Raw genomic sequence first — 24,748 nt, 5'->3', positions numbered from 1 at the left:
TTTCGCGGGGCGGGCCAGGTGTTGCGGGGGTTGAGGTTTCGGCTGGGCGGGGTCCGGCGGGGAGGTGAGCCGGGCTGAGCTGTTGTGCTGGAGGGTCGCGAGATCGCGCGGGGCTGGCTGCGCGAAGGACGGGCAGGGGCGGACCGAGGTGTTGCGGGGCCGAGGTTTCGGGGGCCCGGCTGGGTGCGACGGCTCGGGGATGTCGGGCTGGAGGAGAAACGGTTGTGACGGCGGGCTGCTGAGCCAGCAGGGCAGGCGGGCGCGGAGCTGTTGCGGCTGCCGGATTGCCGGGCAGGGCAAGTGTGCGGAGATCGAGAACTCGCTGCGCCGCAGGGGGTCGCGGCGTTGCGGCCCGACGCCGTTGTGGCAGCGGGAAGACAGCGTTTCCCGAGGTCGGAGCTGCGAAGCCCGCGAAAAGAACCCGCCGGATTGCTGATAAGACAACAGTTCCAGACGGTCGCGGCCGCCTGCCGAGCCGGGCCGGGAAGGCAATCGGATTGGCTAATCCGACGGCCGGAGATAAATCCCCGCCGGGGTAATTAAACCCTCCCGAGGGGCTGTCTCGGACGTCGCTTATGCCGGGACCGGGGATAAGTCCTGAGCGCCGCTCAGCAATATCGGTCTCTATAGAATCCGCGGCCCGGCGAATGGCGGACAGCCGCGCTTATGAGAAGGGCCCGGCGCCGCCGAAGCGACGCCGGGCCCCGCGAAAAGATCAGCTTGCCGAGGGCACCGGAGCGGGAAGGGGGCTCGGGTAATAATCCGCGCCCACCAGAACCGGTCCGTCGTCGCCGGGACAGAAAGACAGGACCCACAGCGAGCCCTTCTTGCTCGGCACCACTCCGTCGCGGGCGGCGGGCAGCTCAAGGCCGTCCCGGTCGGCCAGAGCGCTCACCAGGTCCGGGATCACCCCGCCCTGGCTGCTGATGAGGGGAGTGCCTCCCTCGGCCGCGATCGCCAGCAGGCGGCGGATTCCCAGCAGGGGGTCGGGCCAGTAGCCCTCTTCCGACAGCAGCGGCTCGTGCGCGACCTCGACGCCGAGTGCGTCCGCGACTCCGCCGACGGTCTGCACGCACCGCAGCCGCGGGGCGGAGAACACCCGGTCGGGGCCGAAGAGCGGCAGCAGGTCTCGCAGTGCCGCGGCTTGGCGTTGACCCGCCTCAGAGAGCGGGCGGAGGTCGTCGTCGCCGGTCCAGTCTTCGCGTTTGCCCGCTTTGGCGTGGCGCACCAGCAACACGGTCGTCGGCGCGGGCGGGAGGGCGCAGAACTCGCGCAGCACCCGGACATCCGCCGGTCGCGTGAGCAGCTGCTCGGCCGCGACCGGGTCCAGCCAGCGCAGTTCGTCGACCTCTTCGTTGGGCTCGAAGGCTCCGGAAACGGCTTCGCCGCTGAAGTAGTCGACGCTCTTGTTCAGCAGCCGCCCATTGTTCTTCGCGGGGACCTCGTACCTCGTCTGGGCGACATAGCGGCCCAGCACCGCGCGGAATCCGGTCTCCTCGGCGATCTCGCGCACCGCGGTGGCCGCGATCGTCTCGCCGGGGTCGACCTTTCCCTTCGGCAGCGACCAATCGTCGTAGCGGGGCCGGTGCACGAGGGCGACCTCGAACCCGTCCCCGGCGCGGCGCCAGAGCACCGCGCCGGCGGCCCGGACGTCCACGCTCATCCGACGGCCCCGTGCCGCTTCGCGAGTTCGAGCTGGTGGTCGCGCACCTGCGAACCGGCGGCCGGGAACGGCTGCCATTCGCCTGAGGAACTGAGGACCCAGCAGCGCGTGTGCGGGTCGAGCGCCGAATCGAATACGTCGTCCAGTTGCCGGGTCAGCCTCGGGTCCTTGACCCGCACCAGCGCCTCGATCCGGCGGTCGAGGTTGCGGTGCATCATGTCCGCGCTGCCGATCCAGTGCGTGCCGCCCGCGCGGAAGTGGAACACCCGCGAATGCTCGAGGAACCGGCCGAGGATCGAGCGGACGCGGATGTTCTCGCTCAAGCCTTCGACGCCCGGCTTCAGCGAGCAGATCCCGCGCACCACCACGTCGACCGGAACGCCGGCTTGCGAAGCGTGGTACAGCGCGTCGATCACCTGCTCGTCGACGAGCGAGTTGCACTTGATCCGGATGCCCGCTTCGAGCCCGGCGCGCGCGAGTTCGATCTCCTCGCCGATCGCGCGCACGATGCCGCGGCGGATGCCGTGCGGCGACGTGAGGATCGTGCGGTAGGTGTCCTGGCGCGAGTAGCCGGTGAGGACGTTGAACAGGTCCGTGATGTCCGCGCCGATGCTCGGGTCCGCGGTGAGCAGGCCGAGGTCTTCGTACAGCCGCGCGGTCTTCGGGTTGTAGTTGCCGGTGCCGATGTGGCAGTAGCGGCGGATGGTCGACCCCTCCTGCCGCACCACCATCGACACCTTGCAGTGCGTTTTGAGGCCCACCAAGCCGTACACGACGTGCACGCCCGCGCGTTCCAGCGTGCGCGCCCAGGTGATGTTGGCCTGCTCGTCGAACCGCGCCTTGATCTCCACCAGCGCCACGACCTGCTTGCCCGCCTCGGCGGCGTCGATCAGCGCGTCCACGATCGGCGAATCGCCGGACGTCCGGTACAGCGTCTGCTTGATCGCCAGCACCTTCGAATCGGCCGCGGCCTGTTCGATGAACCGCTGCACGCTCGTGGAGAACGAATCGTACGGGTGGTGCACCAGGACGTCGCCCTCGCGCAGCGTCGCGAAAACGCTCTTGGGCGTCTCGCGTTCGCCGAACGCCGGATGCGTCGCGGGCACGAACGGCCGGTCCTTCAGTTCCTTGCGGTCGACCCCGGACAGCTGGAACAGGCAGGTGAGGTCGAGCAGCCCGGGCACCTCGACGACGTCCTCGGGGTCGACTTCCAGCTCGCGCAGCAGCAGTTCGAGCATGTGCTCGCTCATGTCCTGCGCCACTTCGAGCCGCACCGGCGGGCCGAACCGGCGTTGCGCCAGCTCGCGTTCCAGCGCCTGCAACAGGTCCTCGTCGCGGTCTTCCTCGACCTCGAAGTCGGCGTTGCGGGTGACGCGGAAGACGTGGTGCTCGGTGACCTCCATGCCGGTGAACAGATCGCTCAGGTGCGCGGAGATCAGTTCCTCGAGCGGAAGGAAGGTGGCGGTCCGGCTGCCGCGTTCGGTTTCCACGCGCATCAGCCGCGGCACGTTGCTCGGCACCTTCACGCGCGCGAACCGTTCGAGCCCGCCTTGGGGATCCCGCACGGTGACCGCGAGGTTGAGCGACAGCCCCGAGATGTACGGGAACGGGTGTGCCGGGTCTACCGCGAGCGGGGTGAGCACCGGGAAGATCTGCTCGGAGAAGTAGCTCGACAGCCGGAGCTGGTCGGCCCCGGACAGGTCGGCCCAGCCGACGAGCCGGATGTCCTGCTCGGCCAATTGCGGGCGCAGGTGGTCCTCGAACGCGGCGGTGTGCCGCTCGACCAGGTCCTGGTTGCGCTTGGCGATGTAGTCCAGCTGTTCGCGCGGCGTGAGCCCGTCCGCGCTGCGCACCGACAGGCCGGTGCCGTCGCGCCGTTTCAGCCCGGCGACCCGGACCATGTAGAACTCGTCCAAATTGGACGCGAAAATGGCGAGGAACTTCGCGCGCTCGAGCAGCGGCTGCGATTCGTCCTCGGCCAGCGCGAGCACGCGGGCGTTGAAGTCGAGCCAGGAAAGCTCGCGGTTGAAATAACGGTCGTCGGGAAGCGACTCGACGGCGGTGGGCGCGGACGTGACGGCGGGCGGGGCCGACGGAACGGAGCGGAATTCCTCGCCGCTCTCGGTCGTGGTCCGGCGCGGCCGCACGGCGGCCTTGGTGACGGCGGGCGGCGCGGGGGGTTTCTTCGCCGTGGTGCGCAGCGCGCTCGACGCGGCGGGCTTGCGCTTGGCCGGTTTGGCGTTGTCTTCCGCCGAAGCTGCCTTGGGTTTCGCCTGACGGGCCGCGGCGGAGTCGGCGTTCCCGCGCGAGGTCGCCTTCCTGCCCGCGGAGCGCGGGGCCGGGGACGAGGGGGTCGCGCTGCTGCCGCTCTTCACGCGCCGCCGGGCCGGAGTGCTGCCGTCTTCTGTGCTCACGCTGCCCATTGTTCACTACGAAGCCGCGGTTTGCGCAGGCCGCGATGAAGGTCGAGTGAACACGTCAGCGCGATTGCGCCCGTTCGGCCGGGAGTAATGCCGCGGTGCGCTTCCCGAGACCGAGCTTCGCGGCGTGGCGGAGATCATCTTCGGTGTCGACGTCGCTGCGCAGCGAAGGCAGCGCCTGGGTGAGCGGAATCGCACCGGACGCGCGATGCAGTTCCGCGGAGCCGGCGCCGAACCGCGGGTCGAGCGGTTTTCCCGGAGCGGACAGCAACAGCGTGGTCCCGGTGCCTTGCCGGTCGAACACCACCGCACGGCGGCCCGCGGCTTCGGTCAGCGCCTGCTCCAGATCCACCGCGCGCAACGCGGGGAGATCCGCTTGGAGCGCGCCGACTACTCCGTCCGGCGCGTCCGCGCGCAGCAGCTCCGCGCCGTGCCGCAACGCTTCGTTGAGCCCGCCGCCCGCCGGTTCGGCGACCAGTTCGACGCCGAGACCGGCCAATTCGGACAGCACGGCCGGATCGGCGGTGACGACGAGCACGCGCCGGACCCCGGCGACCGACGTGACCGCGGCGAGGGTGTCGCAGGCCAGCGCCAGCACCAGTTCGGCGTGCCGGTGCGCGGCGACCGCCCCGCGCAGCCGGGACTTCCCCGTGCGCGGCGGTTTCAGCGGCATGACCAGGTCTGCGTCCACCTGTCCATCTTTACCCGAAACCCGCCGGACGCGTGCATGAGCGCACCCTCCCTGGACTGCGCGAACCCGCGGGCGGCAGGATCACCCGGAGCAGAGGCGATCCGAGGAGGAGAACTGTGGCACGGCGTGAGAAGGGCGGATTCTGGGTGGGGCTGGCCGCCGCCGCGTTCTACCCGCTGACCGCGATCGGCAAACGGGTGTACCTCGGCGCGGAGAAAATCCCCCGGGAAGGGCCCGCGATCCTGGTGATGAACCACATCTCGCACCTCGACCCGGCGGTCGACGCGGTGTTCGTGCACCGGCAGAAGCGGGTGCCGCGGTTCTTCCTCAAGGCGAGCCTCAAGGACGTGCCGATCTTCGGCCGGATCGTGACCGGCTCCGGGCAGATCCCGGTGGCGCGCGGGTCGAGCGCGGCCGGCGACAGCCTCAAGGCCGCGCACCAGGCGCTCGAGGAGGGCAAGGTCATCGTGATCTACCCCGAGGGCACCATCACGAAGGACCCGCTGGGCTGGCCGAAGGAGGCCTACAGCGGCGCGGCGCGGCTGGCGCTGCAGAACGACGTGCCGGTGATCCCGATCGCGCGCTGGGGCACGAACAAGATCTTCAACGGCTACACCAAGAAGTTCACGCCGTTCCCGCGCAAGACGGTGACGCACCTGGTCGGCGACCCGATCGACCTGTCCGCGTACCGGGGCGGGAACCCGCGCAGCGCCTCGATGCTGCGCGAGGTCACCGCCGTGCTGATGGACGAGGTGACCCGGCTGCTGGTCGAGATCCGGCAGGAGGAACCGCCGGTGAAGAAGCCGGACACCGACGCCGCGCAGGAGACCAAGAAGCCGGAGGACGGTGCCTGATGGCGGGTTTCGCCGCTGACGTGCAACGGGTCACCGTGCTCGGCGCGGGTTCGTGGGGCACCGCGTTCGCGAAGGTGCTCGGCGACGCGGGCCGGGACGTCACGATGTGGGCGCGCCGGGAAAGCGTCGCGGAGGAGATCCGGGAGCGGCACACCAACGAGTCGTATCTGCCGGGAACGCCGTTGCCGGAGCGGATCACCGCGACCGCCGACGCGGCCGCGGCTTTGGACGGCGCGCAGGCGGTGGTGCTCGGGGTGCCGAGCCAGAGCCTGCGCGCGAACCTCACCGGCTGGCAGCCGCTGCTGCCGCCCGAGGCGATCCTGGTCAGCCTGGCCAAGGGCGTGGAACTGGGCACGCTCAAGCGGATGAGCGAGGTGATCGCCGAACTCGCTCGCGTCGATCCGGGCGAGATCGTGGTGGTGTCCGGGCCGAACCTGGCCCGCGAGATCGCCGACGGACAGCCTGCCGCCGCGGTGCTCGCGTGCGCCGATCACGAGCGGGCGAAAGCGGTGCAGCAGGCGACGTCGAACCAGTATTTCCGGCCCTACACCAACACCGACGTGGTGGGCTGCGAGCTGGGCGGCGCGTGCAAGAACGTGATCGCGCTCAGCTGCGGGATGGCCGCCGGGATGGGCTTGGGCGCGAACACGATGGCCACGCTCATCACGCGCGGTCTCGCCGAAATGGCGCGGCTCGGCGCGAAACTCGGCGCGGACCCGCTGACCTTCGCCGGTCTCGCCGGGCTCGGCGACCTGGTGGCGACGTGCTCGTCGCCGTTGTCGCGCAACCGCACCTTCGGCGAACGGCTCGGCCGCGGCGAAACGCTGGCCGAGGCACAGTCGGCGACCGGCGGACAGGTCGCGGAGGGGGTCGCGTCGTGCTCGTCGATCCGGGAACTGGCGCAGCGGGCCGGGGTCGACATGCCGATCACTGACGCGATGTACCGGGTGTGCCACGAGGGCGTCGACCCGCGGCAGGCGGGCGCGGAGCTGCTCGGACGGTCGCGGAAGCCGGAGTGGAGCTGAGCGCCTCCCGGGTGTGAACCCGCCCTCACCAGGCGCGGTCCAGGGGGTGAGACGGGTTGACCGGGCGGTCCGGGGCTGGTTCTCTGTGCGGCATGCTGACGTGCGAGATGACGATGCGGCCGGGGTCTGACGACCTCCGCCCCGTCATGGGCATGTCGTGTCGCTGTTGTCGGTGAACCCAGCCCGGCCCAGCTCGACACCCCTTCTTCTTCCCGTGAGGACTTTCTTTCATGTTCGCCGTTCCGGACAACACCCTGCTGCGTCCCGAGAACCCCGCCCTGCGCCACCCGGTCCGCGTCGCCGTCGACGTGGCCGCCGACCGGGAACGCTGGGGCAGCCTCCTGCGCTACGACCCCGACGAGCGGTTCTCGGCGCTGGTCGAACGCACTGAGGACCAGGAGATCTGGCTGCTCAGCTGGCTTCCCGGCCAGTACACCGACCTGCACGACCACGCCTTCGCGACCGGCGCGTTCACCGTCGTGTCCGGGCGGCTGACCGAAACCGTCGCGCGGCGTGCCCCGGGCGGGCGCGCGGTGACCGAGGTGCACGGTTTGAGCGCCGGGCAGTCGCGGGTATTCGGGCCGGGCTACGTGCACGAGGTGCGCAACGACGGCCCGGACCCGGCGATCAGCGTGCACGTCTACCGTCAGGGCGGCCGGCAGATGCGGTCGTACCAGGCGAATCCGGTGGATGGTCCGTCCCGGGTGTGATCAGCGGTCGAGGTCGCCGCGCAGCCTGAACTGCCGTTCGATCTCCTCGCGGCCGACGCCCGCGGCGAGCAGAACCTGCAGCAGGATCCGCGATTTCCGCGGGCACAGCCAGCCCGCCATCGTCGCGCCCATGCGGATCAGGCTCGATTCGGACCCGTGAAACCCGTACGTGCTGCGGAAAGTCGGGCCCGCGCCGGTCCGGGACGCGACCACGATCGGTACTTCTGCGGCGGCGATCACGTCCGCTGTTCCCGTCGATACGTGTCCGACGCCGTTGGCAGCGACCACGACGCCGCGCGCGCCGCCCTTGAGCACCATCGACAGCAGTTCGCCCGAATCGTCGAGCCCGGATTCCAGCAGCGGAACGAGATCGACATTCTCGGCTCCCGGCAGCACCGGCAGGCGTGGCGGCGACGGGTGGAAGTAATGCACCGCTCCCTCGGCGACCATGCCGAGGGGACCCGCGGGCCGCGACGAAAACGTTTCGACGTGGCTGGAATGCGTCTTCCGCACCCACCGCGACGCGTGCACGTCGTCGTTGAACGCGACCAGTGCGCCCCGGCCGCGGCTGCGCGGATCGGCGGCGACGGTGAGCGCGGCGAGGATGTTCGCCTGGCCGTCCGGGCTGGGCAGGCTCGGGTTCCGCATCGCGCCGGTGATCACCACCGGCGCGTCGGACGGCCACGTGAGGTCGAACAGGTACGCCGTTTCCTCCAGCGTGTCCGTGCCCTGCACCACCACGAGACCGTCCGCGCCCGCCTCGATCTGCTCGATGCCCCACTGCCGCGTCCGCGCGAGCGTCGCGTAGTCCATCGACGAACTCGACAGCCCGGCGAGCGTCGCCGCGGTGACCTCCATCGGCAGCCGGGAACCGAGGTCTCCCAGCAGATCCTCGGCGCTCAGCCGCGGCACGACGCCGTCTTCGATCGAACGTCCGGGAGCCATCGAGATGGTGCCGCCCAGCGCGGCGACGGCGATGCGAGTCATGCCCGCACTCTATGCGGGCTTTCGCGCCTGCAGGGTGTAGCTCGCGGCGATCCGGCGCGGGTTGTCGCGCAGCCGCCATTCGCCGCCGCCGGCCTCTTCCATTTCGTTCGGCAGCGCGTTCCACGCCGCGGTGTCGTGCTCGGTCAGCCCGGTCAGGATCAGACCCTGGTCGAGCAGCGCGGTGACGATCTCGCCGAGCGAATGGTTCCAGCTGTGCGTGGTCGTCGTGTTCACCGGTTCGTCGGTGTCGACGTACGTGGTGTCGTCGCTGAAGACGAGCGGTTCGTCGTGCTCGAAGTAGTCGTACTTCGGCCACGCGCGTTCGGATTCCTCGTCGAGCGTCCACAGCATCGGGTGGCCTTCTCGCAGGAACAGCCGTCCGCCCGGCCGCAGCAAGCGCGCGACGACCTCCGCCCACGGCGCGATCTTCGGCAGCCAGCAGAGCGCGCCGATCCCGGTGTACACCAGGTCGAACGCGTTCTCGCCGAACACTTTCACCGCGTCGTAGACGTTCGCCTCGTGGTAGTCGATGTCCGCGCCGGTGGCGTCGGCGAGCTTGCGCGCCTCGGCGAGCGACGCCGGGGAAAGGTCCAGACCAGAGACCTTGGCGCCGAGCCGGTGCAGCGACAGCGTGTCCGTGCCGATGTGGCATTGCAGGTGCACGGTGCGCAGCCCGGAAACGTCGCCGAGGCGCGGCTGGTCGAAGCGCACGATCTGGCTCAGGTGCGCGGGATCGGCCTTGAACTTGTCGAACTCGTAGTACGCCGAGCGCGCGTGGATCGGCGCCCGGTCGTCCCAGTTGGCGCGGTTGATCTCGAACGAATCCGTCACGCCGTCTCCGCCACGCTGCGCTGCACGCAGAACTCGTTGCCTTCCGGGTCCTGCAGGACGACCCAGCCGCTGCCGTCCTCGCGGCGATGGTCGGAGTGCAGCGTCGCGCCGATTTCGAGCAGCCGCTCGACCTCTTCGTCGCGGGTCCCGTTGTCCGGCTTGAGACAGACGTGCAGCCGGTTCTTGATCGTCTTGGGTTCCGGAACAGCGATGAACAGCAGGGTGACGCCGGAGTCGAGCGTGACGCCGATCTCCTCCTCGCCCGGTTTGTCGTCCTCGCCGACCGGGCGGCCGGTCACCTGGGTCCAGAACTGGGCCAGCTCCCACGGGTCGGCGCAGTCGACGGTGATGTTGTCCACGTAAGAAGTCATCGAATTCCTTGAGCTCGGGGCGGATGCCGGTTCGGAGTCTGCCCGGAATGCCCGATGCGCGCGAGAGGTTTCCGGATCTTCGCCGCGGCGGCGAACCTGTCGAGTGGCTGTCAGCTGGGGGTTCGGCTCGCGCGCCCGCGCGGACGTCGCGGAGGATGGCAGAGTGGAGAACCCGAACCCGGTGCGGCTGCTCGTCGTGGACGACGAGCCGCACATCGCCGACCTGGTCGCGACCGTCGCCCGTTACGAGGGTTGGCAGGCCGTGACAGCCGGGTGCGGCGCCGACGCGCTCGCGCGCGCCGCGGAGTTCGCTCCCGACATCGTCGTGCTCGACCTCATGCTGCCGGATTTCGACGGGTTCACCGTGCTCGACAAGCTGCGCGAGAAGCACGACGAGGTCCCGGTGGTGTTCCTGACGGCGAAGGACGCGACCGCCGACCGCATCGCCGGCCTCACCCGTGGGGGTGACGACTACCTCGTCAAACCGTTCTCCGTCGAGGAGCTGATGGCGCGGCTGCGCGCGGTGCTGCGGCGGACGTCCGAAAAGCCGGACACGCGCACGGTTGTGCTGCAGGTAGGCGACCTCACGTTGGACGAGGAGACGCACGAGGTCCGCCGCGGTGGTCAGCTAGCCGAACTGACCCCGACCGAGTACGAACTGCTGCGCTACTTGATGCGGCGCTCGCCGGCGGTGCTCACGAAGGCGCAGATTCTCGACCACGTGTGGGAGTACGACTTCGGCGGACGGTCCAATGTGGTCGAACTCGCGATCTCCCGGTTGCGGCGCAAGCTCGACACCGAGGCCGAACCGCTGATCCACACCGTGCGCGGCGTCGGGTACTCCGTGCGACAGGCGGAGCGGTGAACCGGATCGGGCGCTGGGCTCGCCGGTGGTACCGGGCTTGGCGCGCCTCGAGACTGGGCACGCGGCTGGCGTTCGGGCTGGGCGCGCTGTCGCTGGTGGTGTTCGCGATCGTCGGCGCGCTGACCGTCGAGCTGATGCACGACTACCTCAACCGGCGGCTCGACGAGCAGCTCAAGACCAGCCAGGTCGCGCAGGTGCCGCATCTGCGCGAGTCGAAGGACAATCCGGAAGTCGTCTACTCCTGGTATTCGGCGGTTTTCGACGTCCGGGACGGGCATGCCGTCCCGCAGCCGGGCAGCACGCTGCCGAACGACGTCCGGCCGCTGGCACAGGTCGCCGAAGAAGCGACCGGCGGCGACCAGTTCCGCACGATTGCCTTGCCGGGCCAGGGTTCTTACCGCGTCCGGGCGTGTCCGGTGGAGACTTCGCAGAACGGGACCGGCACCGTGCTGCTGAGTGCCGCGCCGCAGGCCGACCTCGACAACACCGTGCAGCAGTTGATGTTGATCGAAGTGATCGCGTTCCTGATCGCGCTGGCGATTCTCGTCGTCGCCGGGCGAGTGGTGCTGCGACGCGGATTGCGGCCGTTGTCGGACATGGCCGGTACCGCGCACGACATCGCTTCGCACGACCTCACCGCGACCGCGGACTTGCCGGTGCGCGCGTCCGGCACTGGCGGCGGTGCGGAGGTCGAAGAGTTGCGGACGGCGTTCAACTTGATGCTGAGCCACATCGAGTCGTCGCTGGCGGCGCGCACCGAGGCGAACGATCGACTGCGCCGGTTTGTCGCTGATGCTTCGCATGAATTGCGGACGCCGTTGACGTCGATCCGCGGCTATGCCGACCTTTTCCGTTACGCCGCGGCGAATGAGCCGGAGGAACGCGAGGCGCATCTGGAGAAGATCCGGGCCGAGACCGCGCGGATGAGCGTGCTGGTGGACGATTTGCTGCTGCTCGCCCGTCTTGACGCGCGCGATGTCGAACCGCCGGTGCGTCCGCGGCGAATGGATCTCACCGAGGTCGCCGCGGCGGCCGCGGACGCGTTCCGGGCCGGTCGTCCGGGGTATCCGCTGACGGTGTCGATTCCGGAGGAACCCGTGGTGCTGCACGCGGATCCGGCGCGAGTGCGGCAAGTCTTGGACAACCTGCTGGCGAACGCGGCTGTGCATACGGCGGAGGGAACTCCGGTGGAGCTGGCGGTGACGGTGGCGGACGGAATGGCGGTCGCCACCGTCACCGATGCCGGGCCGGGGATTTCGCCGGAGGATCAGCAGCGGATCTTCGACCGGTTCTATCGCGTCGACAACTCCCGCACCCGGGCCGCTGGCGGGACCGGGCTGGGGTTGTCGGTGGTGCATTCGCTGGTGGTGGAGCACGGCGGGACGGTTTCGCTGGAGAGCCGCCCTGGCCGGACGGTGTTTACCGTGCGGTTGCCGTTGTCTTCGTGACGCGTGCGGCGACGTGTTCGGGCACGGTCCAGCCCGACGGCAGATCAGCGGAGGGTTCGGGTTCGCCGAACACCGTGCGCACCGGCAGCACCCCGGCCCAAGCAGCGTTCGCGGTGACGTCCTCGGGCTCGTCGTCGGGTCCTTCGGCGCGGAGCTTCACCGACGCTTCAGCCAGATCGAGCGCGATGACCGAAACCGCTGCGAACTCTTTCTTGTTCACCGGCCGCGCGTGCTCCCACGAACCGGGGGAGAGGTGGTCGGTGAGCACGTGCAGGCCGCGCATTTTCTCGTCCGGGTCGGTCACCAGGCGGGCCTTGCCGAGGATCACCGCGCTGCGGTAGTTGACCGAGTGGTTGTTCACCGAGCGGCAGTAGACGATGCCGTCGAGCAGGGTGACGGTCACGCAGACGTCGGTTTCCCCGGTGGCGGCTCGCAGACTGGCCGCGCCCGTGGAACCATGCAAGTACAGGGTGTCGCCGTCGCGGCCGTATCCGGTGGGCAGCACGAGCGGGACGCCGTCGCGGACCACGCCGAGGTGGCAGATCAGCGCCTCGTCGAGCACGGCGTGCAGCGCGGCGCGTTCGCTGGCGGCGCGGTGGCGTTTGCGGCCGAGCGTGGTGCGTTCGGTGGGCGAAAGGCTGCTCATGCGTTCAGTGTGCGGCGGGCAAGTGGCTACGTTGAATGTCCACTTCTTCTACACTTGAGAAGTCCACTTCGCTGTATCGGAGGTCCGCCGTGTCCTACGCCGACACCGCCCTGCCGGTGAGTCTCGACCGCGACGCGGCCACCCCGCTGGCCGTGCAGCTGGCCGACGCGCTGCGCGAAGCCGCCGCCGGCGGGCATCTCCGCGGCGGCGACCGGCTGCCGTCCACGCGCGCGCTGGCCGAGCGGCTCGGTGTCTCGCGCACGGTCACTTCCGCCGCGTACGAGCAGCTCCACGCGGAGGGCTGGATCGCCGGACGGCACGGCTCTGGCACGTACGTGACGACTCCGCCGACCCGCGCCGCCGCGTCCGTAACGGTGCCCGGTTCGCTGCTCGCCGAGCCGGAGTCGACCCCGGTGCTCGACCTCACGCCGGGCGCGCCGTGGGCTGGCGGGCTCGATCGCGCGGCGTGGCGGCGGGCGTGGCGGGCAGCCGCCGACCCGGAGCCGCTCACTCGCGCGCATCGAGCCGGGCTACCCGAGTACCGCGCAACTGTGTCGGAGCATCTGTTGCGCCACCGTGGTCTGGCGGCGGGCTCGGTGCTGGCGACCGGCGGTACCACCGCGGCTGTCGTGGAGCTTGCCGCAGCGGTGTTGCGCCGAGGTGCGGTCGTTGCTTTCGAGGAACCGGGTTATCAGCGTGCGGTGCAAGCGTTCCGGCAGGCCGGGCTCACCGTCGTGGGCGTGCCGGTGGATGAGGAAGGCCTGCGCCCGGACGCGATTCCCGCCGGGGCGCGCGCGGTTTACTGTTCGCCCGCGCACCAGTACCCGATGGGCAGCCGGATGAGCGCGGCCCGGCGCGTGCAGCTCGTGGAACGCGCTCGTGCGGAAGGCATGCTGGTCATCGAGGACGACTACGACGGCGAGCTGCGCTTCGACGTCGCCCCGCTGCCGATGCTGGCCGCGCTCGCTCCGGACGTCGTCGTGCACCTCGGGACCACCAGCAAAATCCTCACTCCGACGCTCGGTGCGGGCTGGCTCGTCGCACCCGCCGCGGTCGCGGATTCCGTGCTGGCGTACCGAGATCTCACCGGCACCCGTCCGTCGCCAGCGGGGCAACGGGTGCTGGTCGAACTGGCCCGCACCGGCGATTTGGGACGGCACCTGCGGAAGCTACGCCGGGAAATGGCTGAACGCCGGACGGTTTTGGTGGCCGCGCTGTCGAACGCCGGGATCCCGTTCGTCGGCGACGACGCCGGTGCGCATCTGGTGGTGCCGGCGGAAAGCGCCGAGGCGGAGGCGCAGTTGATCGCCGCGGCGGAAAAGCATTCGATCCGGCTCGACGGGTTGGCGCGGCATTTCGCCGGGACGCCGACGACGCACGGCATCGCGCTGGGATACGCGGGCTGCTCGCGGGAGGCGTTGATGGCGGCGGTGCCGACGCTGGTCGATCTTCTCCGCTGAGCACGGGGGCCAGCCCTACCTTCGGTCCGCCGGTCAGCTTCATGGTGCCGGATCCGCTGCTCCGCGAGGCTTTTGCCGATCAGTTCGGAGCACGGAGGAGCGCGGGATGACTCGGCGGATTCGGTGGGCGGCGGCAGCGATCGCGGCCGTGACGTTGGCGGTGTTCGCCGCACCAGCGTCGGCGCAGCCACAAGACACTGCGGTGGCGCACTTGCGCGAAGAACTGGCCGGAGGCCCGCCGTCGTCCTACGCGCTGGTTGCCGCGGACGGCACGGTGACGACCGGCGCGGTCGGCTCGGACGTGACGCCGCAGTCGCCGTTTCTCCTTGGCTCGCTGAGCAAATCGTTCACCGCCCTGGCGGTCATGCAGCTCGTCGAAGCGGGCAAAGTCGGCCTGGACACCCCGATCACCGCCTACCTGCCGTGGTTCCGCACCGCCGGATCGAACGACCCGGTCACCGTGCGGCAGCTGCTGAACCAGACCAGCGGCCTGCCGACCGAAGCGGGGACTGTCGACCTCTACGAGCCGGAAACCACACTGGAGCAGCGTGTCCGCGCACTCGCCGACGTCGTCCCGGTGTCCCGCCCCGGCACGGTTTTCCACTACTGCAACAAGAACTACGCGACGCTCGGCCTGATGATCGAGCAGGTCTCCGGCCAGAGCTACGCCGATTACCTCAAGGCGCACATCCTCGCCCCGCTCGGTATGACCCGCACCTTCACCAACCTCGCCGACGCCCGCCGCGAGGGCCTGATCGAGGGCTCGTCGGTGCTGTTCGGGCTGAACGTGCCGATCGAAACACCGGATTTCCCCGGCGCCCGGCCGGACGGCTACCTGGTTTCCACCGCCGAGGACCTCAGCCGCTACCTGACCTTCCAGATGACCGGCGCCTACCGCGGCGCCCGGCCGCTGTCCGCTGAAAGCCTGCGGCTGATGCACAGCGCGGCGGTCCCGACCGGTGAAGACCACGCGATCGACGGCATCGACCACTACGGATTCGGCTGGGGAACCGGCATCCTCGACGGCCAGCCGGTCGTCCAGCACGACGGCGACCTGACGCGTTACCACGCCAACCTGGGGTACCTGCCGGACCGCCACGTCGGCCTGGTGGTGCTGACCTCGCGCAACCCGGTCCTGCTGGACAACGGCGCGCCGTTCCACCACACCCTCGCGATGCTCGCGGGCGCACCGGCCCCGGAAACCGGCAACGGCTTCCTGCTGACTTACGGGATCATCGACGGCGTCGCTCTCCTAGTGCTGCTCGCGATGGTTTTGGCGACCCGCCGACAGATCCGTCGCGCCCGGAAGCTGCCGGACCTGTTGCAGGACAAGGGTTTCGGTCGAGTCGCAGTGCGCCCGTTGATCGGACATCTGGTGGCGGCGGCCGCGCTGTACGCGGCGGTGTTCGTCGGGGTCGGCATGCTCAGCTACGGCGGCTGGTTGCCGGTGGACGTGGCGTTCCAGACGTTGCCGGACTTCACCGTCCTGGTGCTGGCCGGGATGGCGTTCCTGGTGGTCCGCGGGGCGGCGTGGTTCGTGCTGGCCTCGTCGCGTCGCCGACCAGCGGCTCGACCCTCGCGACCAGCGCAGACACCCCCGGCGCGCGCTGTTGGCCATGCTCACCCGGTACGGTGACCGGCTATGAGCGCTGAAAAGATCCGGGTCGCGGTCGTGTTCGGTGGCCGCAGCAGCGAGCACACCATCTCGTGCCTGTCCGCGGGCAGTGTGATCTCGAACCTGGATCCGGACCGCTTCGAGGTGCTCCCGGTCGGCGTTACGCGCAGCGGCGGCTGGGTGCTCGGCACCGGCGACCCGAAGCAGCTCAGCATCCAGGGCCGCGAGCTGCCGACGGTCTCCTCCGGCCGCGCGTTCGTGCTCGCCGGCGATCCGACCAGCCGCGAGCTGCGCACGGTCGACCCAGGCCAGGCCACCGAGGTGCTCGGTACTGTCGACGTCGTCTTCCCGGTGCTGCACGGCGCCTTCGGCGAGGACGGCACCATCCAGGGCCTGCTCGAACTCGCCGACCTCCCGTACGTCGGCCCCGGCGTGCTCTCCAGCGCGGCGGCGATGGACAAGGAATACGCGAAGAAGCTGCTCGCCGCGGAAGGGCTGCCGGTCGGCACCTACGCCGCGCTGCGCCGCGGACAGTCCACTTTGGCCGAACAGGACCGCGAACGCCTTGGCCTGCCGGTGTTCGTGAAGCCCTCGCGCGCCGGTTCGTCGGTCGGCATCTCCCGCGTCGCCGACTGGGCCGACCTGGACGCCGCGATCGAACTGGCCCGGCGCACCGACCCGAAGGTGCTCGTCGAGGCGGCGGTGCGCGGGCGCGAGGTCGAATGCGGCGTGCTGGAATTCCCGGACGGCCGCGTCGAGGCGTCGCTGCCGGCCGAGATCCGGGTGCTCGCCGAGGGCGAGGACGCCTGGTACGACTTCGAAACCAAGTACCTCGGCGAGGACGCCGAGCTGGACATCCCGGCCAAACTGGACGACGCGCTCACCGACCGGCTGCGCGCGATGGCCGTCGAGGCGTTCCGCGCGCTCGACTGCCAGGGCCTGGCCCGCGTCGACTTCTTCGTGACCGAGGAGGGCGACCTGGTGATCAACGAGGTCAACACGATGCCCGGCTTCACCACGAAGTCCGCCTACCCGAAGATGTGGGAGGTGACCGGGGTGGATTACCCGACGCTGCTGTCGACGCTGATCGACACCGCGCTCGCCCGGGGCACCGGCCTGCGCTGACGATCGGATCCGCGGCTTCGCCCGGCCAGCGCTCGCGGCCCCGGCCCATGCGTGGCTGGCAGGCCGATGAATGGCTGGCCGGAATGCGCGGCACCGTCTGCCCGGAAACGAACCTGCTCGCCGCGTCGGCACAGCACCGCTCTGCTTCTCAGCCGCGCGTGCGCCGCTCGCGTGTGCTTACGATGCTCCTCGACAAGCCCCGCAGGTCCCCATCGTAAGGAAAACAGCGCGTTGCAGATCGCCTCCCGCCTCGACCGGCTTCCGGTCACCCGGCGGCACCGGTACTTCGTGGCAGTGGTCGGCATCGCCACCTTCTTCGACCTCTACGACCTGTTCCTCGCCGCCACCATCAGCACCGTCCTCACCAAGGAATTCGGCGTCACCCCGACGACGCTGAAGTACGTCCTGGCGTCGGCGTTCGTCGGCGCGTTCGTGGGCGCGGTGTTCCTCGGCCGGCTCGCCGACCGGCTCGGCAGACGGCGCGCTTTCCTGCTTACCCTGGGTCTGTACTCGGTGTTCACGCTGCTCGGCGCGTTCAGCACCGACGTGTGGATGCTGGTGGTCTGCCGTTTCATCGCCGGGATCGGCATCGGCGCGGAACTGCCGGTCGCCGACGCTTACCTCGCCGACCTGCTGCCCGCTCGCGCCCGCGGTCGTGCGACAGCCTGGGCTTACACGATCGGTTTCTGCGGTGTCCCCGCTGCCGGATTTCTTGCCCGCGCGCTCGTCGGCCACGCGCCGCTTGGCATCGACGGCTGGCGCTGGCTGTTCATCATCGGCGCGCTGGGTGCGGCGATCGTGTGGGCACTGCGGTTCACCCTGCCGGAATCACCGCGTTGGCTTGCTGCACAAGGCAGAATCGGCGAAGCGGACGAGATCGTGCGCAGGCTCGAAGCGAGCGCGCCACAGCCGTTGCCCGAACCGGAGCCGGAACCGCCCGCGCCCGAACCGGTGCGTGCGTCGGCATTGCTGCGTCCGCCGTGGTTCCGGCGCACGGCGATGCTGTACGTGTTCCAGCTGCTGCAGTCGTTCGGCTACTACGGTTTCGGCTCACTGGTGCCGATTGTGCTGGCGGCCAAGGGCTTCGGCCTCGTCAGCTCGCTGACCTTCGCCGCGCTCACCTTCCTCGGCTATCCGATCGGCTCCGCGCTGTCCATCCCGATCATCGAACGGCTGGAACGCAAGTGGCTGATCGTCGCGAGCGCGGCGGCGATGGCGGTATTCGGGCTGGCCTTCGGCTACGCGACCTCCGGCGTGCTGATCGCGGTGTTCGGCTTCTGCTACACCGCCGTCAGCAACGTCTTCTCCAACGCCTTCCACACCTACCAGGGCGAACTGTTCCCGACGTCGCTGCGCGGAACCGCCGCCGGTTCGGCCTACGCGCTGTCCCGGCTCGCGACGGCCGCGATGCCGTTCGTGCTGCTGCCGATCCTGCATTCGGCGGGCGCGACGACGATGTTCGCCGTGGTCGCGGGCGCGATGGTGCTGCTGATGATCGACGTCGCGGTGCTCGGGCCGCGTACCACCGGCGAATCGCTGGAAACGATCGCGGCTAGAACTTCAAGGGCTTGACCGGCAGCTTCGCCGCGATGGCGTCCGAAATGGTCTGCAGCGGACCCGTTCCCGCGCTCTTCGGTACGGTCAGCGCCAGGTAGACCGGCCGGTCGACCGCGTACCAGGTGGCCGAGTCGCCCTGCTCGACCTGCAGCCACTGCACCTTGTTGACCACGCGCAGCGGCGAAGTCTGGGTGAGGTCCGGCGGGCGTTCGAGGCCGCAGCGCAGCACGACCGGATCCGGTTCGCCCCACGCGACGGTGGCCTTCGGCGCGGGCTCGGCGAGCGTGCGCGGCGACAGTTCCTTGCCGTTCGACGTGAGCGTGGCCGGGACCCCGGCGATCAGCTTCGCGCAGTCCGGCGACCCGGCCTGCGGCGCGGGAACGGAAACGAGGGCGAGCGGCTGGTTCGGGTCGGGCTGTCCGGAAGAGCTCTTCGTCAGCGCGACGACCGCGACCGCGACCGCCAAAGCGGCCACGAGCAACGACGCGGTGACGAGGACGACCTTCGGCGGAGCCCCGGTGTCGGTGTCTGCCACCGCATCAGTGGACCACGCGTCAGAGGTGGACGACCGGGCAGGTCAGCGTGCGCGTGATCCCTTCCACGTTCTGCACGCGGGCGACGACGAGCTGGCCGAGCTGGTCCACTGTGTCCGCGGCGGCGCGCACGATCACGTCGTACGGGCCGGTGACGTCCTCGGAGCTGGTCACGCCCGGGACCCCGGCGATCTCCGCAGCCACCGCGGCCGCCTTGCCGACCTCGGTCTGGATGAGGATGTATGCGTGGACCACGGCGTGCCCTTTCGTCGATGGCGAGCTAGTCGAGGTAGGAACGGTGTAGGAAACGTAGCGCCAGCCCTGGGAAAAACCTAGGGGATCCGATAGTCGGTGGCCGATCCGACACAGGCGAGGGAAACAGGAGGTGACCGGTGTCACCGGACGAGCACTCGGTGGCCGCGACAGGCGAGTTCGGCCTGATCCGGCGGGTCACCGAAGGACGCGAGCAGCCCGCGTCGACATTGCTGGGCCCCGGCGACGACGCGGCGGTTCTCGCCGCGCCGGACGGCCGCGTGGTCGTGACGACCGACGTGCTGGTGCACGGCGTGCATTTCCGGCTCGACTGGTCGAGCCCGGAGCAGGTCGGGCGCAAGGCGGTCGCGGTGAACCTGTCCGACGTCGCGGCGATGGGCGCGAAACCGACGTCGGTGGTCGTCGGGCTCGCGTGCCCGGCCGACACCCCGGCGCAAGTCGTGACCGAGATCATGGACGGGATGTGGGCCGAGGCGAAGACGGCGGGCATCGGGGTGTCCGGCGGCGATCTCGTGAGCGCGGACCAGCTCGTGATCAGCGTCACCGCATTGGGCGACCTCGAAGACCGCGAACCGGTGACCCGCTCCGGCGCGCGCCCCGGCGACGTGCTCGCGGTGTGCGGACGGCTTGGCTGGGCCGCGGCCGGGCTCGCGGTGCTGCGGCGCGGATTCCGGTCGCCGGTCGGCGTGGTGAACGCGCAGCGCTGCCCGGAACCGCCGTACGCGGCCGGTCCGCAGGCCGCGCTCGCCGGCGCGACGGCGATGATGGACGTCTCCGACGGCCTGCTCGCCGATCTCGCGCATCTGGCCGCGGCCTCCGAAGTGGGGCTCGACGTGCAGACCGCGTTGCTCGAGGTGTCGACGCGGCTGCAGGAAGTCGGCAGCGCGCTGGGCGCGGACCCGCTGCAGTGGGTGCTGACCGGCGGCGAGGACCACGCGCTGGTCGCGACGTTCCCGCCGTTCGACGACCTTCCCGACGGCTGGCGCAAGATCGGCGTGGTCACCATGCCCGGCTCCGGGGTCACGGTGGACGGCAAGGAGTTCGACCAGCAGGGCGGCTGGGAGCACTGGCAGCAGTGATCCTTCATTAGGCTGATCGCGTGGACATCCGTGTCGTCGCCTTCGACCATCCCGACGCCGCCAAGCTGATGGCCGAGGTGCAGCTGGAGTACGTGCGCCGCTACGGCTCCGAGGACGAGACCCCGATGGACCCCGCGGAGTTCGCGCCGCCGCGGGGCCTGTTTCTGGTCGGGTACCTGGACAACTCGCCGGTGGCGTCCGGCGCGTGGCGCGCGCACGACGGTCCCGCGCCGACGTTCCGGCCCGGCGACGTCGAGATCAAGCGGATGTACGTGGTCGAATCCGCGCGGGGCCGCGGGTTCGCCCGCGAGATGCTCGCCGAACTGGAACGCACCGCCGTCGCCGCCGGACGCCGCCGCGTCGTGCTGGAGACGGGCACCGAGCAGCCGGAGGCGATCGCCCTCTACCGTTCGTCGGGTTACGTCGAGATCCCGGCTTTCGGTTATTACGGCGATATGCCCGAAAGCCGGTATTACGGCAAGGATCTCGACCGCGACCGAGAACACTGAACGATTCGGAGGCGGCTTTGGCCATCTACGCGCTCGGCGACCTGGTCCCGACCATCCACCCGGACGCCTATGTCCATCCCGACGCCACGGTGATCGGCGATGTCCGGATCGGACCGCGCGCGTCGGTCTGGCCGCAGACGGTGCTGCGCGGCGACCACGGGTACATCGAGATCGGCGAACGGTCGAACGTGCAGGACGGCTGCGTCATCCACTGCACCGCGCGGCATCCGACGATCATCGGCCCGTCGTCGGCGGTCGGGCACGCGGTGCACATCGAGGGCGCGAAGATCGGCACCGGCTGCCTGATCGCGTCGGGTTCGGTGGTGCTGAACGGAAGCGTGATCGAGGACGGCGGGATGGTCGGCGCGGGCGCGGTGCTGTCCTACGATTCGACGGTCGGCACCGGCGAGATCGCGCTGGGAGTTCCGGCGAAAACGCGGCCGAACAAGTCGTTTTCCGAAGACCAGATCGCTTCGGTGGTGGATTCCTATGTCCGGCGCGGAGCCCGGTTCCGCGCCGAGTTGCGCAGGCTGGACCCGCCACAGTGACCTCGGGCACGTGCCGCTAGGCTCGCGGGCCGTGACTGGACGACCGCTGGACGAAATCGTCGAAGCCGGCTGGGCGAAGGCCCTTGAACCAGTGGCCCCGCAGGTAGCCGCGATGGGGGAATTCCTCCGCGCCGAGATCGCCGCGGGCCGCACCTATCTTCCCGCGGGCGAGCACGTGCTGCGCGCGTTCAAGCAGCCGTTCGACGACGTCCGGGTGCTGATCGTCGGACAGGACCCGTACCCGACGCCAGGGCACGCGGTCGGCCTGAGCTTCTCGGTGGCCCCGGACGTGCGGCCGATCCCGAAGAGCCTGATCAACATCTACCAGGAGTACTGCGAGGACCTGGGCCATCCGACGCCCTCGAACGGCGACCTGACCCCGTGGGCGGAGCAGGGCGTGCTGCTGCTGAACCGGTCGCTCACCGTGCAGCCGCACAAGTCCAACTCGCACCAGGGCAAGGGCTGGGAGCAGGTCACCGAGCAGGCGATCAAGGCGCTCGCCGCGCGCGGCGGACCGCTGGTGGCGATCCTGTGGGGCCGCAACGCGCGGAACCTGCGGCCGATGCTCGGCGACGTGCCCTGCATCGAATCGGCGCACCCGAGCCCGCTCTCGGCGCGCAACGGCTTCTTCGGGTCGCGTCCGTTCAGCCGGGCGAACCAGCTGCTGACCCAGCAGGGCGCGCAACCGCTCGACTGGAAACTTCCCTGACGCGGCGTGTCCAGTTCCGGCGTCCGGTTCCGACCACCAGGGTAAGCAGCGACTGAAACTCCTGGAGGAACGCCATGACCGCCACCGTCACGTCCGCCGACGGCACCCCGATCGCCTTCGACACCTACGGCTCGGGTTCGCCGGTGCTGCTGGTCGGCGGCGCGGTGAACGACCGGACGACCGTCGCCGCACTGGCGGCGGTGCTCGCCGACGCGGGATTCACCGCGATCGCCTACGACCGGAGAGGCCGCGGCGACAGCGGCGACGCCCCGGTCTACGCGGTCGAGCGCGAGATCGACGACCTCGAGGTGCTGATCGAGGCCGTCGGCGGGTCGGCCGCGGTGTTCGGCCACTCGTCCGGCGCGATCCTGGCCCTGGAAGCGGCGGCGCGCGGCCTGCCGATCACGAAGGTCGCGGTGTACGAACCGCCGTTCATCGGCGACGACCGCCCGCGCCCCGCCGAAGACCTGGTCGACCGGGTGAGTGCCGCGCTCGCGGACGGTGACCGGGACGGCGCGGTCGAGCTGTTCCTGGTCGAGGGCACCGGGACTCCTGCGGAGATCGTGGACTCGATGAAGTCCGCGCCGGTGTGGGGCTGGTTCGTCGGCCTGGCGCACACGCTGCCCTACGACCTGACCGTCTGCGGCCGCGGCAACCACCTGCCGACCGATCGGCTGGCCGCGATCACGGTGCCGGTGCTGTCGCTGTCGGGCGGCGCGGGGGAGGCGTGGATGACGTCGTCCGCCAAGGCTGTCGCGGCTGCCGTCGCGCACGGGCGGTACGAGGAGATCCCGGGGCAGGATCACGGAGTACTGAACGCGCCGGAGTCCCTGCGGAAGGTTCTGGCGGACTTCCTGAGGTGACGAAAAAGGGGCGAGTGCCGAAGCACTCGCCCCTTTCCCAAAGCTGCTGAAATCAGCCTCGCACGACCTTGCCGGCCTTGATGCACGAGGTGCAGGCGTTCAGGCGCTTGCGCTGGGACACGCCGACCTTCGCGTGCACAACCTGGATGTTCGGGTTCCACCGGCGGTTGGTACGCCGGTGGGAGTGCGAGACCGACTTGCCGAAGCCGGGTCCCTTGCCACAGACGTCGCACACGGCAGCCACGTCGAACTCCTCTGGATATGGGACAAAGAATGCGCGCCTGAACTTGCCAGGCAACTCGACCATAGTAACGAGTGGTCTCGGGGCCCTTGCCGCGGGGTCGTTACCCTCGCGGGGACCGGCTAGGAGGTTACGGGGTGCGGGTGCTGGACGCGGCGGCGGTGTCGGGCTGGGCGGCGGCTTCTGTGCGCAGCTTGGACAGGCTGCGCACGGCCATCGACGGCATCAACGTCTACCCGGTCGCGGACTCCGATACCGGCTCCAACCTGCTGTACACGATGACCGGCGCGCACGAGGCGCTCACCAGCGCGGAACCGGCCGACGCCGCTGAGGCACTGGCTGTCCTGGCGCGCGGGGCCGTGGCGCACGCGCGGGGCAACTCGGGCGTGATCCTGTCCCAGGTCGTACGCGGGATCGCCGACTGGGCGGCGGACGGCGGAGACCTCGACGGCGCCGGTCTCGCCGCCGCGCTCGGGCATGCGGACCAGGTCGCCACGGGCGCGGTCAGCAGGCCGGTCGCCGGGACGATGCTGACTGTCCTGCACGCCGTGGCCGCCTCCGTCCGAGGGACGACGCGGACGCTGCCCGAGGTCGCGCGCGAGGTGGTCACCGTGGCCGCGGCGGCGCTGGAGGAGACGCCCAAGCAGCTTCCCGCGCTGGCCAAGGCAGGAGTCGTGGACGCTGGGGGTCGCGGGCTGGTCGCCGTGCTCGACGCGCTGGCGGGCGTGATCACCGGCGAAACCGAGGAACCCGGGCACGACCTGCGGGCGGTCGCTTCGCTGCCGGAGCAGGTGCCGTACGCGTGGGAGGTCATGTACTTGCTGGACGAGGTCGACGAGGCCCGGCTGCCGGCGTTGCGGAAGGAACTGAGCGGGTTCGGCGACAGTGTCACGGTGGCCGGCGACGGTTCGGGCAGCCACGCGGTGCACGTCCATTGCGCGGACATCGGCGCGGCCATCGAAGCCGGGCTGCAGCTGGGCAGGCCGCGGAAGATCCGGGTCGAGCCGCTGAACACGCCGACGCCGATCGAACCGGGCGGCGGGATCGACCGGTCGGTGGTCGCGGTGGTGCGCGGCGGCGGGCTCGCCGAGCTGCTGCGGGCCGAGGGCGTCGCCGTGCTGGCAGTGCCGGACGGCGAGCTGCCCAGCGTCGAGGACATGATCGGGCTCTTCAACGAGGCCGCCGGACAGCACCTGAGCGTGCTGCCGGGCGGGCCGGACCTCACCGCGGCCGCCGACACCGCCGCCGGGCATCCGATGGCGGGCGAACGCGACGTCGTGGTGATCCCGTGCTCGTCGCCGGTGCAGGTGCTGGCGGCGCTCGCGGTGCACGACGGTGAGCGCCGGGTGAACGACGACGTCGTCGCGATGGCCGAGGCGGCGGGCGCGACCAGGCGTGGCGAGCTGCGGATCGCCCGCGAAGAGTCGCTAACCTGGGTGGGCCGGGCCCAGTCCGGCGACGTGATCGGTCTGGTCGACGACGAGGTGGTGCTGATCGAACCCGCCCCGGCGTCGGCGACGAATCTCGTCGCGGCCGCGGTCAGCGTGCTCAACCGGATGCTGGCGCTCGGCGGCGAGCTGGTCACCGTCCTGAGCGGGGCGGACGCACCGCCGAGGGTGGCCGCGGAGCTCGCCGAGCAACTGCGGCTGGAGCACCCTGAGGTGGAGTTGACGAGTTACGCCGGCGGTCAAAGCGACGCTGTGCTGCTGATGGGGGTCGAATAAT

Annotated in this window: 25 protein-coding genes; 15 read left to right on the top strand and 10 right to left on the bottom strand. The window is 70.2% G+C overall.

Annotation, left to right across the window (positions count from 1 at the left end):
* Window positions 1–715: 715 nt before the first annotated feature.
* The 3 genes from ACWDNU_RS04670 to cofC are packed head-to-tail and all read right to left on the bottom strand — an operon-like array spanning window position 716 to window position 4,774.
* On the bottom strand, window positions 716–1,663 hold the full coding sequence (locus tag ACWDNU_RS04670) for an NUDIX hydrolase (RefSeq protein WP_370939630.1): 948 nt from the start codon (window positions 1,661–1,663) through the stop codon (window positions 716–718).
* A complete protein-coding gene (locus tag ACWDNU_RS04665) occupies window positions 1,660–4,086 on the bottom strand; it encodes an RNA degradosome polyphosphate kinase (RefSeq protein ID WP_370939629.1) in 2,427 nt (808 codons plus the stop codon). The genes ACWDNU_RS04670 and ACWDNU_RS04665 overlap by 4 nt, the downstream gene beginning before the upstream one ends.
* Before the next feature lie 55 nt (window positions 4,087–4,141).
* The gene (cofC, locus tag ACWDNU_RS04660) at window positions 4,142–4,774 is read right to left on the bottom strand and encodes a 2-phospho-L-lactate guanylyltransferase (protein WP_449667766.1); all 633 of its coding nucleotides are present in this window, start codon (window positions 4,772–4,774) and stop codon (window positions 4,142–4,144) included.
* A 116-nt stretch (window positions 4,775–4,890) separates the two neighbouring features.
* Here cofC and ACWDNU_RS04655 point away from each other — a divergent pair, with 116 nt between their 5' ends.
* The 3 genes from ACWDNU_RS04655 to ACWDNU_RS04645 all read left to right on the top strand — a co-directional run bounded on the left by ACWDNU_RS04655 (window position 4,891) and on the right by ACWDNU_RS04645 (window position 7,363).
* Window positions 4,891–5,628, top strand: a complete 738-nt coding sequence (locus ACWDNU_RS04655) for a lysophospholipid acyltransferase family protein (protein ID WP_449667765.1) — start codon at window positions 4,891–4,893, stop codon at window positions 5,626–5,628.
* Complete coding sequence (locus tag ACWDNU_RS04650; RefSeq protein WP_370939626.1) at window positions 5,628–6,653, top strand: NAD(P)H-dependent glycerol-3-phosphate dehydrogenase; 1,026 nt, start codon at window positions 5,628–5,630, stop codon at window positions 6,651–6,653. The genes ACWDNU_RS04655 and ACWDNU_RS04650 overlap by 1 nt, the downstream gene beginning before the upstream one ends.
* Window positions 6,654–6,883: 230 nt before the next feature.
* On the top strand, window positions 6,884–7,363 hold the full coding sequence (locus ACWDNU_RS04645) for a cysteine dioxygenase (protein ID WP_449667764.1): 480 nt from the start codon (window positions 6,884–6,886) through the stop codon (window positions 7,361–7,363).
* On the opposite strand, the gene ACWDNU_RS04640 is transcribed toward ACWDNU_RS04645, so the two are convergent.
* Genes ACWDNU_RS04640 through ACWDNU_RS04630 form a run of 3 tightly spaced genes read right to left on the bottom strand, consistent with a single transcriptional unit; the run spans window position 7,364 to window position 9,552 of the window.
* Entirely contained in the window at window positions 7,364–8,350 is a 987-nt protein-coding gene (locus tag ACWDNU_RS04640; RefSeq protein ID WP_449667763.1) for an asparaginase, read from the bottom strand. It abuts the gene before it with no gap.
* 9 nt (window positions 8,351–8,359) lie between these two features.
* Window positions 8,360–9,181 (bottom strand): class I SAM-dependent methyltransferase, encoded by an 822-nt coding sequence (locus tag ACWDNU_RS04635; RefSeq protein WP_449667762.1) that lies wholly within the window; start codon window positions 9,179–9,181, stop codon window positions 8,360–8,362.
* Complete coding sequence (locus tag ACWDNU_RS04630) at window positions 9,178–9,552, bottom strand: VOC family protein (RefSeq protein ID WP_370939622.1); 375 nt, start codon at window positions 9,550–9,552, stop codon at window positions 9,178–9,180. Before ACWDNU_RS04630 ends, ACWDNU_RS04635 begins: the two co-directional genes overlap by 4 nt.
* Before the next feature lie 163 nt (window positions 9,553–9,715).
* Between ACWDNU_RS04630 and ACWDNU_RS04625 the strand changes: the two genes are divergently transcribed.
* Both ACWDNU_RS04625 and ACWDNU_RS04620 read left to right on the top strand, forming a co-directional pair.
* Window positions 9,716–10,417, top strand: coding sequence for a response regulator transcription factor (locus tag ACWDNU_RS04625; RefSeq protein WP_370939621.1), 702 nt, complete (start codon window positions 9,716–9,718; stop codon window positions 10,415–10,417).
* Window positions 10,414–11,865, top strand: a complete 1,452-nt coding sequence (locus ACWDNU_RS04620) for a sensor histidine kinase (RefSeq protein WP_449667761.1) — start codon at window positions 10,414–10,416, stop codon at window positions 11,863–11,865. Before ACWDNU_RS04625 ends, ACWDNU_RS04620 begins: the two co-directional genes overlap by 4 nt.
* Here ACWDNU_RS04620 and ACWDNU_RS04615 read toward each other — a convergent pair.
* Entirely contained in the window at window positions 11,837–12,511 is a 675-nt protein-coding gene (locus ACWDNU_RS04615; RefSeq protein ID WP_370939619.1) for a pyridoxamine 5'-phosphate oxidase family protein, read from the bottom strand. The genes ACWDNU_RS04620 and ACWDNU_RS04615 overlap by 29 nt on opposite strands.
* An 89-nt stretch (window positions 12,512–12,600) precedes the next feature.
* Here ACWDNU_RS04615 and pdxR point away from each other — a divergent pair, with 89 nt between their 5' ends.
* The 4 genes from pdxR (at window position 12,601) to ACWDNU_RS04595 (ending at window position 18,283) form a co-directional block, all read left to right on the top strand.
* The gene (gene pdxR / locus ACWDNU_RS04610) at window positions 12,601–13,971 is read left to right on the top strand and encodes a MocR-like pyridoxine biosynthesis transcription factor PdxR (RefSeq protein ID WP_449667760.1); all 1,371 of its coding nucleotides are present in this window, start codon (window positions 12,601–12,603) and stop codon (window positions 13,969–13,971) included.
* A 106-nt stretch (window positions 13,972–14,077) separates the two neighbouring features.
* The gene (locus tag ACWDNU_RS04605; protein WP_449667759.1) at window positions 14,078–15,607 is read left to right on the top strand and encodes a serine hydrolase domain-containing protein; all 1,530 of its coding nucleotides are present in this window, start codon (window positions 14,078–14,080) and stop codon (window positions 15,605–15,607) included.
* 6 nt (window positions 15,608–15,613) lie between these two features.
* The gene (locus tag ACWDNU_RS04600; RefSeq protein WP_449667758.1) at window positions 15,614–16,711 is read left to right on the top strand and encodes a D-alanine--D-alanine ligase family protein; all 1,098 of its coding nucleotides are present in this window, start codon (window positions 15,614–15,616) and stop codon (window positions 16,709–16,711) included.
* A gap of 231 nt (window positions 16,712–16,942) precedes the next feature.
* Window positions 16,943–18,283 (top strand): MFS transporter, encoded by a 1,341-nt coding sequence (locus tag ACWDNU_RS04595; protein WP_449667757.1) that lies wholly within the window; start codon window positions 16,943–16,945, stop codon window positions 18,281–18,283.
* Here the strand turns inward: ACWDNU_RS04595 and ACWDNU_RS04590 are convergent.
* Together ACWDNU_RS04590 and ACWDNU_RS04585 are read right to left on the bottom strand one after the other, a co-directional pair.
* A complete protein-coding gene (locus tag ACWDNU_RS04590; protein WP_449667756.1) occupies window positions 18,264–18,803 on the bottom strand; it encodes a DUF3515 domain-containing protein in 540 nt (179 codons plus the stop codon). The genes ACWDNU_RS04595 and ACWDNU_RS04590 overlap by 20 nt on opposite strands.
* Window positions 18,804–18,822: 19 nt before the next feature.
* On the bottom strand, window positions 18,823–19,056 hold the full coding sequence (locus ACWDNU_RS04585) for an Lrp/AsnC ligand binding domain-containing protein (protein ID WP_009074118.1): 234 nt from the start codon (window positions 19,054–19,056) through the stop codon (window positions 18,823–18,825).
* Window positions 19,057–19,193: 137 nt separating this feature from the next.
* Between ACWDNU_RS04585 and ACWDNU_RS04580 the strand changes: the two genes are divergently transcribed.
* The 5 genes from ACWDNU_RS04580 to ACWDNU_RS04560 all read left to right on the top strand — a co-directional run bounded on the left by ACWDNU_RS04580 (window position 19,194) and on the right by ACWDNU_RS04560 (window position 22,782).
* Complete coding sequence (locus ACWDNU_RS04580) at window positions 19,194–20,153, top strand: thiamine-phosphate kinase (RefSeq protein WP_449667755.1); 960 nt, start codon at window positions 19,194–19,196, stop codon at window positions 20,151–20,153.
* Between the two features lie 20 nt (window positions 20,154–20,173).
* Window positions 20,174–20,662 carry a GNAT family N-acetyltransferase gene (locus ACWDNU_RS04575; RefSeq protein WP_370939612.1) on the top strand — a complete coding sequence of 163 codons (489 nt, stop codon included), beginning with the start codon at window positions 20,174–20,176 and terminating at the stop codon, window positions 20,660–20,662.
* Between the two features lie 17 nt (window positions 20,663–20,679).
* A complete protein-coding gene (locus tag ACWDNU_RS04570) occupies window positions 20,680–21,210 on the top strand; it encodes a gamma carbonic anhydrase family protein (RefSeq protein WP_370939611.1) in 531 nt (176 codons plus the stop codon).
* A 31-nt stretch (window positions 21,211–21,241) separates the two neighbouring features.
* The gene (locus ACWDNU_RS04565; RefSeq protein WP_370939609.1) at window positions 21,242–21,919 is read left to right on the top strand and encodes a uracil-DNA glycosylase; all 678 of its coding nucleotides are present in this window, start codon (window positions 21,242–21,244) and stop codon (window positions 21,917–21,919) included.
* 74 nt (window positions 21,920–21,993) lie between these two features.
* Window positions 21,994–22,782, top strand: a complete 789-nt coding sequence (locus ACWDNU_RS04560; RefSeq protein ID WP_370939608.1) for an alpha/beta fold hydrolase — start codon at window positions 21,994–21,996, stop codon at window positions 22,780–22,782.
* Window positions 22,783–22,834: 52 nt separating this feature from the next.
* On the opposite strand, the gene rpmB is transcribed toward ACWDNU_RS04560, so the two are convergent.
* On the bottom strand, window positions 22,835–23,026 hold the full coding sequence (gene rpmB, locus ACWDNU_RS04555) for a 50S ribosomal protein L28 (RefSeq protein WP_009074135.1): 192 nt from the start codon (window positions 23,024–23,026) through the stop codon (window positions 22,835–22,837).
* 134 nt (window positions 23,027–23,160) lie between these two features.
* On the opposite strand from rpmB, the gene ACWDNU_RS04550 reads away from it, so the two are divergent.
* Entirely contained in the window at window positions 23,161–24,747 is a 1,587-nt protein-coding gene (locus ACWDNU_RS04550; RefSeq protein ID WP_449667754.1) for a DAK2 domain-containing protein, read from the top strand.
* The last annotated feature ends 1 nt before the right edge of the window (window position 24,748 follow it).

This window comes from Amycolatopsis sp. NPDC003676 (assembly GCF_053587275.1).
The sequence above is the reverse complement of the archived record's forward strand: the minus strand, read 5'-3'. Positions and strand labels throughout refer to the sequence as shown.

Excerpts from the sequence above, each read along its gene's own strand:
- ACWDNU_RS04605 (WP_449667759.1), top strand. The coding sequence starts at position 14,078 with ATGACTCGGCGGATTCGGTGGGCGGCGGCAGCGATCGCGGCCGTGACG.
- ACWDNU_RS04650 (WP_370939626.1), top strand. The coding sequence starts at position 5,628 with ATGGCGGGTTTCGCCGCTGACGTGCAACGGGTCACCGTGCTCGGCGCG.
- ACWDNU_RS04670 (WP_370939630.1), bottom strand. The coding sequence starts at position 1,663 with ATGAGCGTGGACGTCCGGGCCGCCGGCGCGGTGCTCTGGCGCCGCGCC.
- ACWDNU_RS04600 (WP_449667758.1), top strand. The coding sequence starts at position 15,614 with ATGAGCGCTGAAAAGATCCGGGTCGCGGTCGTGTTCGGTGGCCGCAGC.
- ACWDNU_RS04665 (WP_370939629.1), bottom strand. The coding sequence starts at position 4,086 with ATGGGCAGCGTGAGCACAGAAGACGGCAGCACTCCGGCCCGGCGGCGC.
- ACWDNU_RS04645 (WP_449667764.1), top strand. The coding sequence starts at position 6,884 with ATGTTCGCCGTTCCGGACAACACCCTGCTGCGTCCCGAGAACCCCGCC.
- ACWDNU_RS04615 (WP_370939619.1), bottom strand. The coding sequence starts at position 12,511 with ATGAGCAGCCTTTCGCCCACCGAACGCACCACGCTCGGCCGCAAACGC.
- ACWDNU_RS04560 (WP_370939608.1), top strand. The coding sequence starts at position 21,994 with ATGACCGCCACCGTCACGTCCGCCGACGGCACCCCGATCGCCTTCGAC.
- ACWDNU_RS04640 (WP_449667763.1), bottom strand. The coding sequence starts at position 8,350 with ATGACTCGCATCGCCGTCGCCGCGCTGGGCGGCACCATCTCGATGGCT.
- ACWDNU_RS04630 (WP_370939622.1), bottom strand. The coding sequence starts at position 9,552 with ATGACTTCTTACGTGGACAACATCACCGTCGACTGCGCCGACCCGTGG.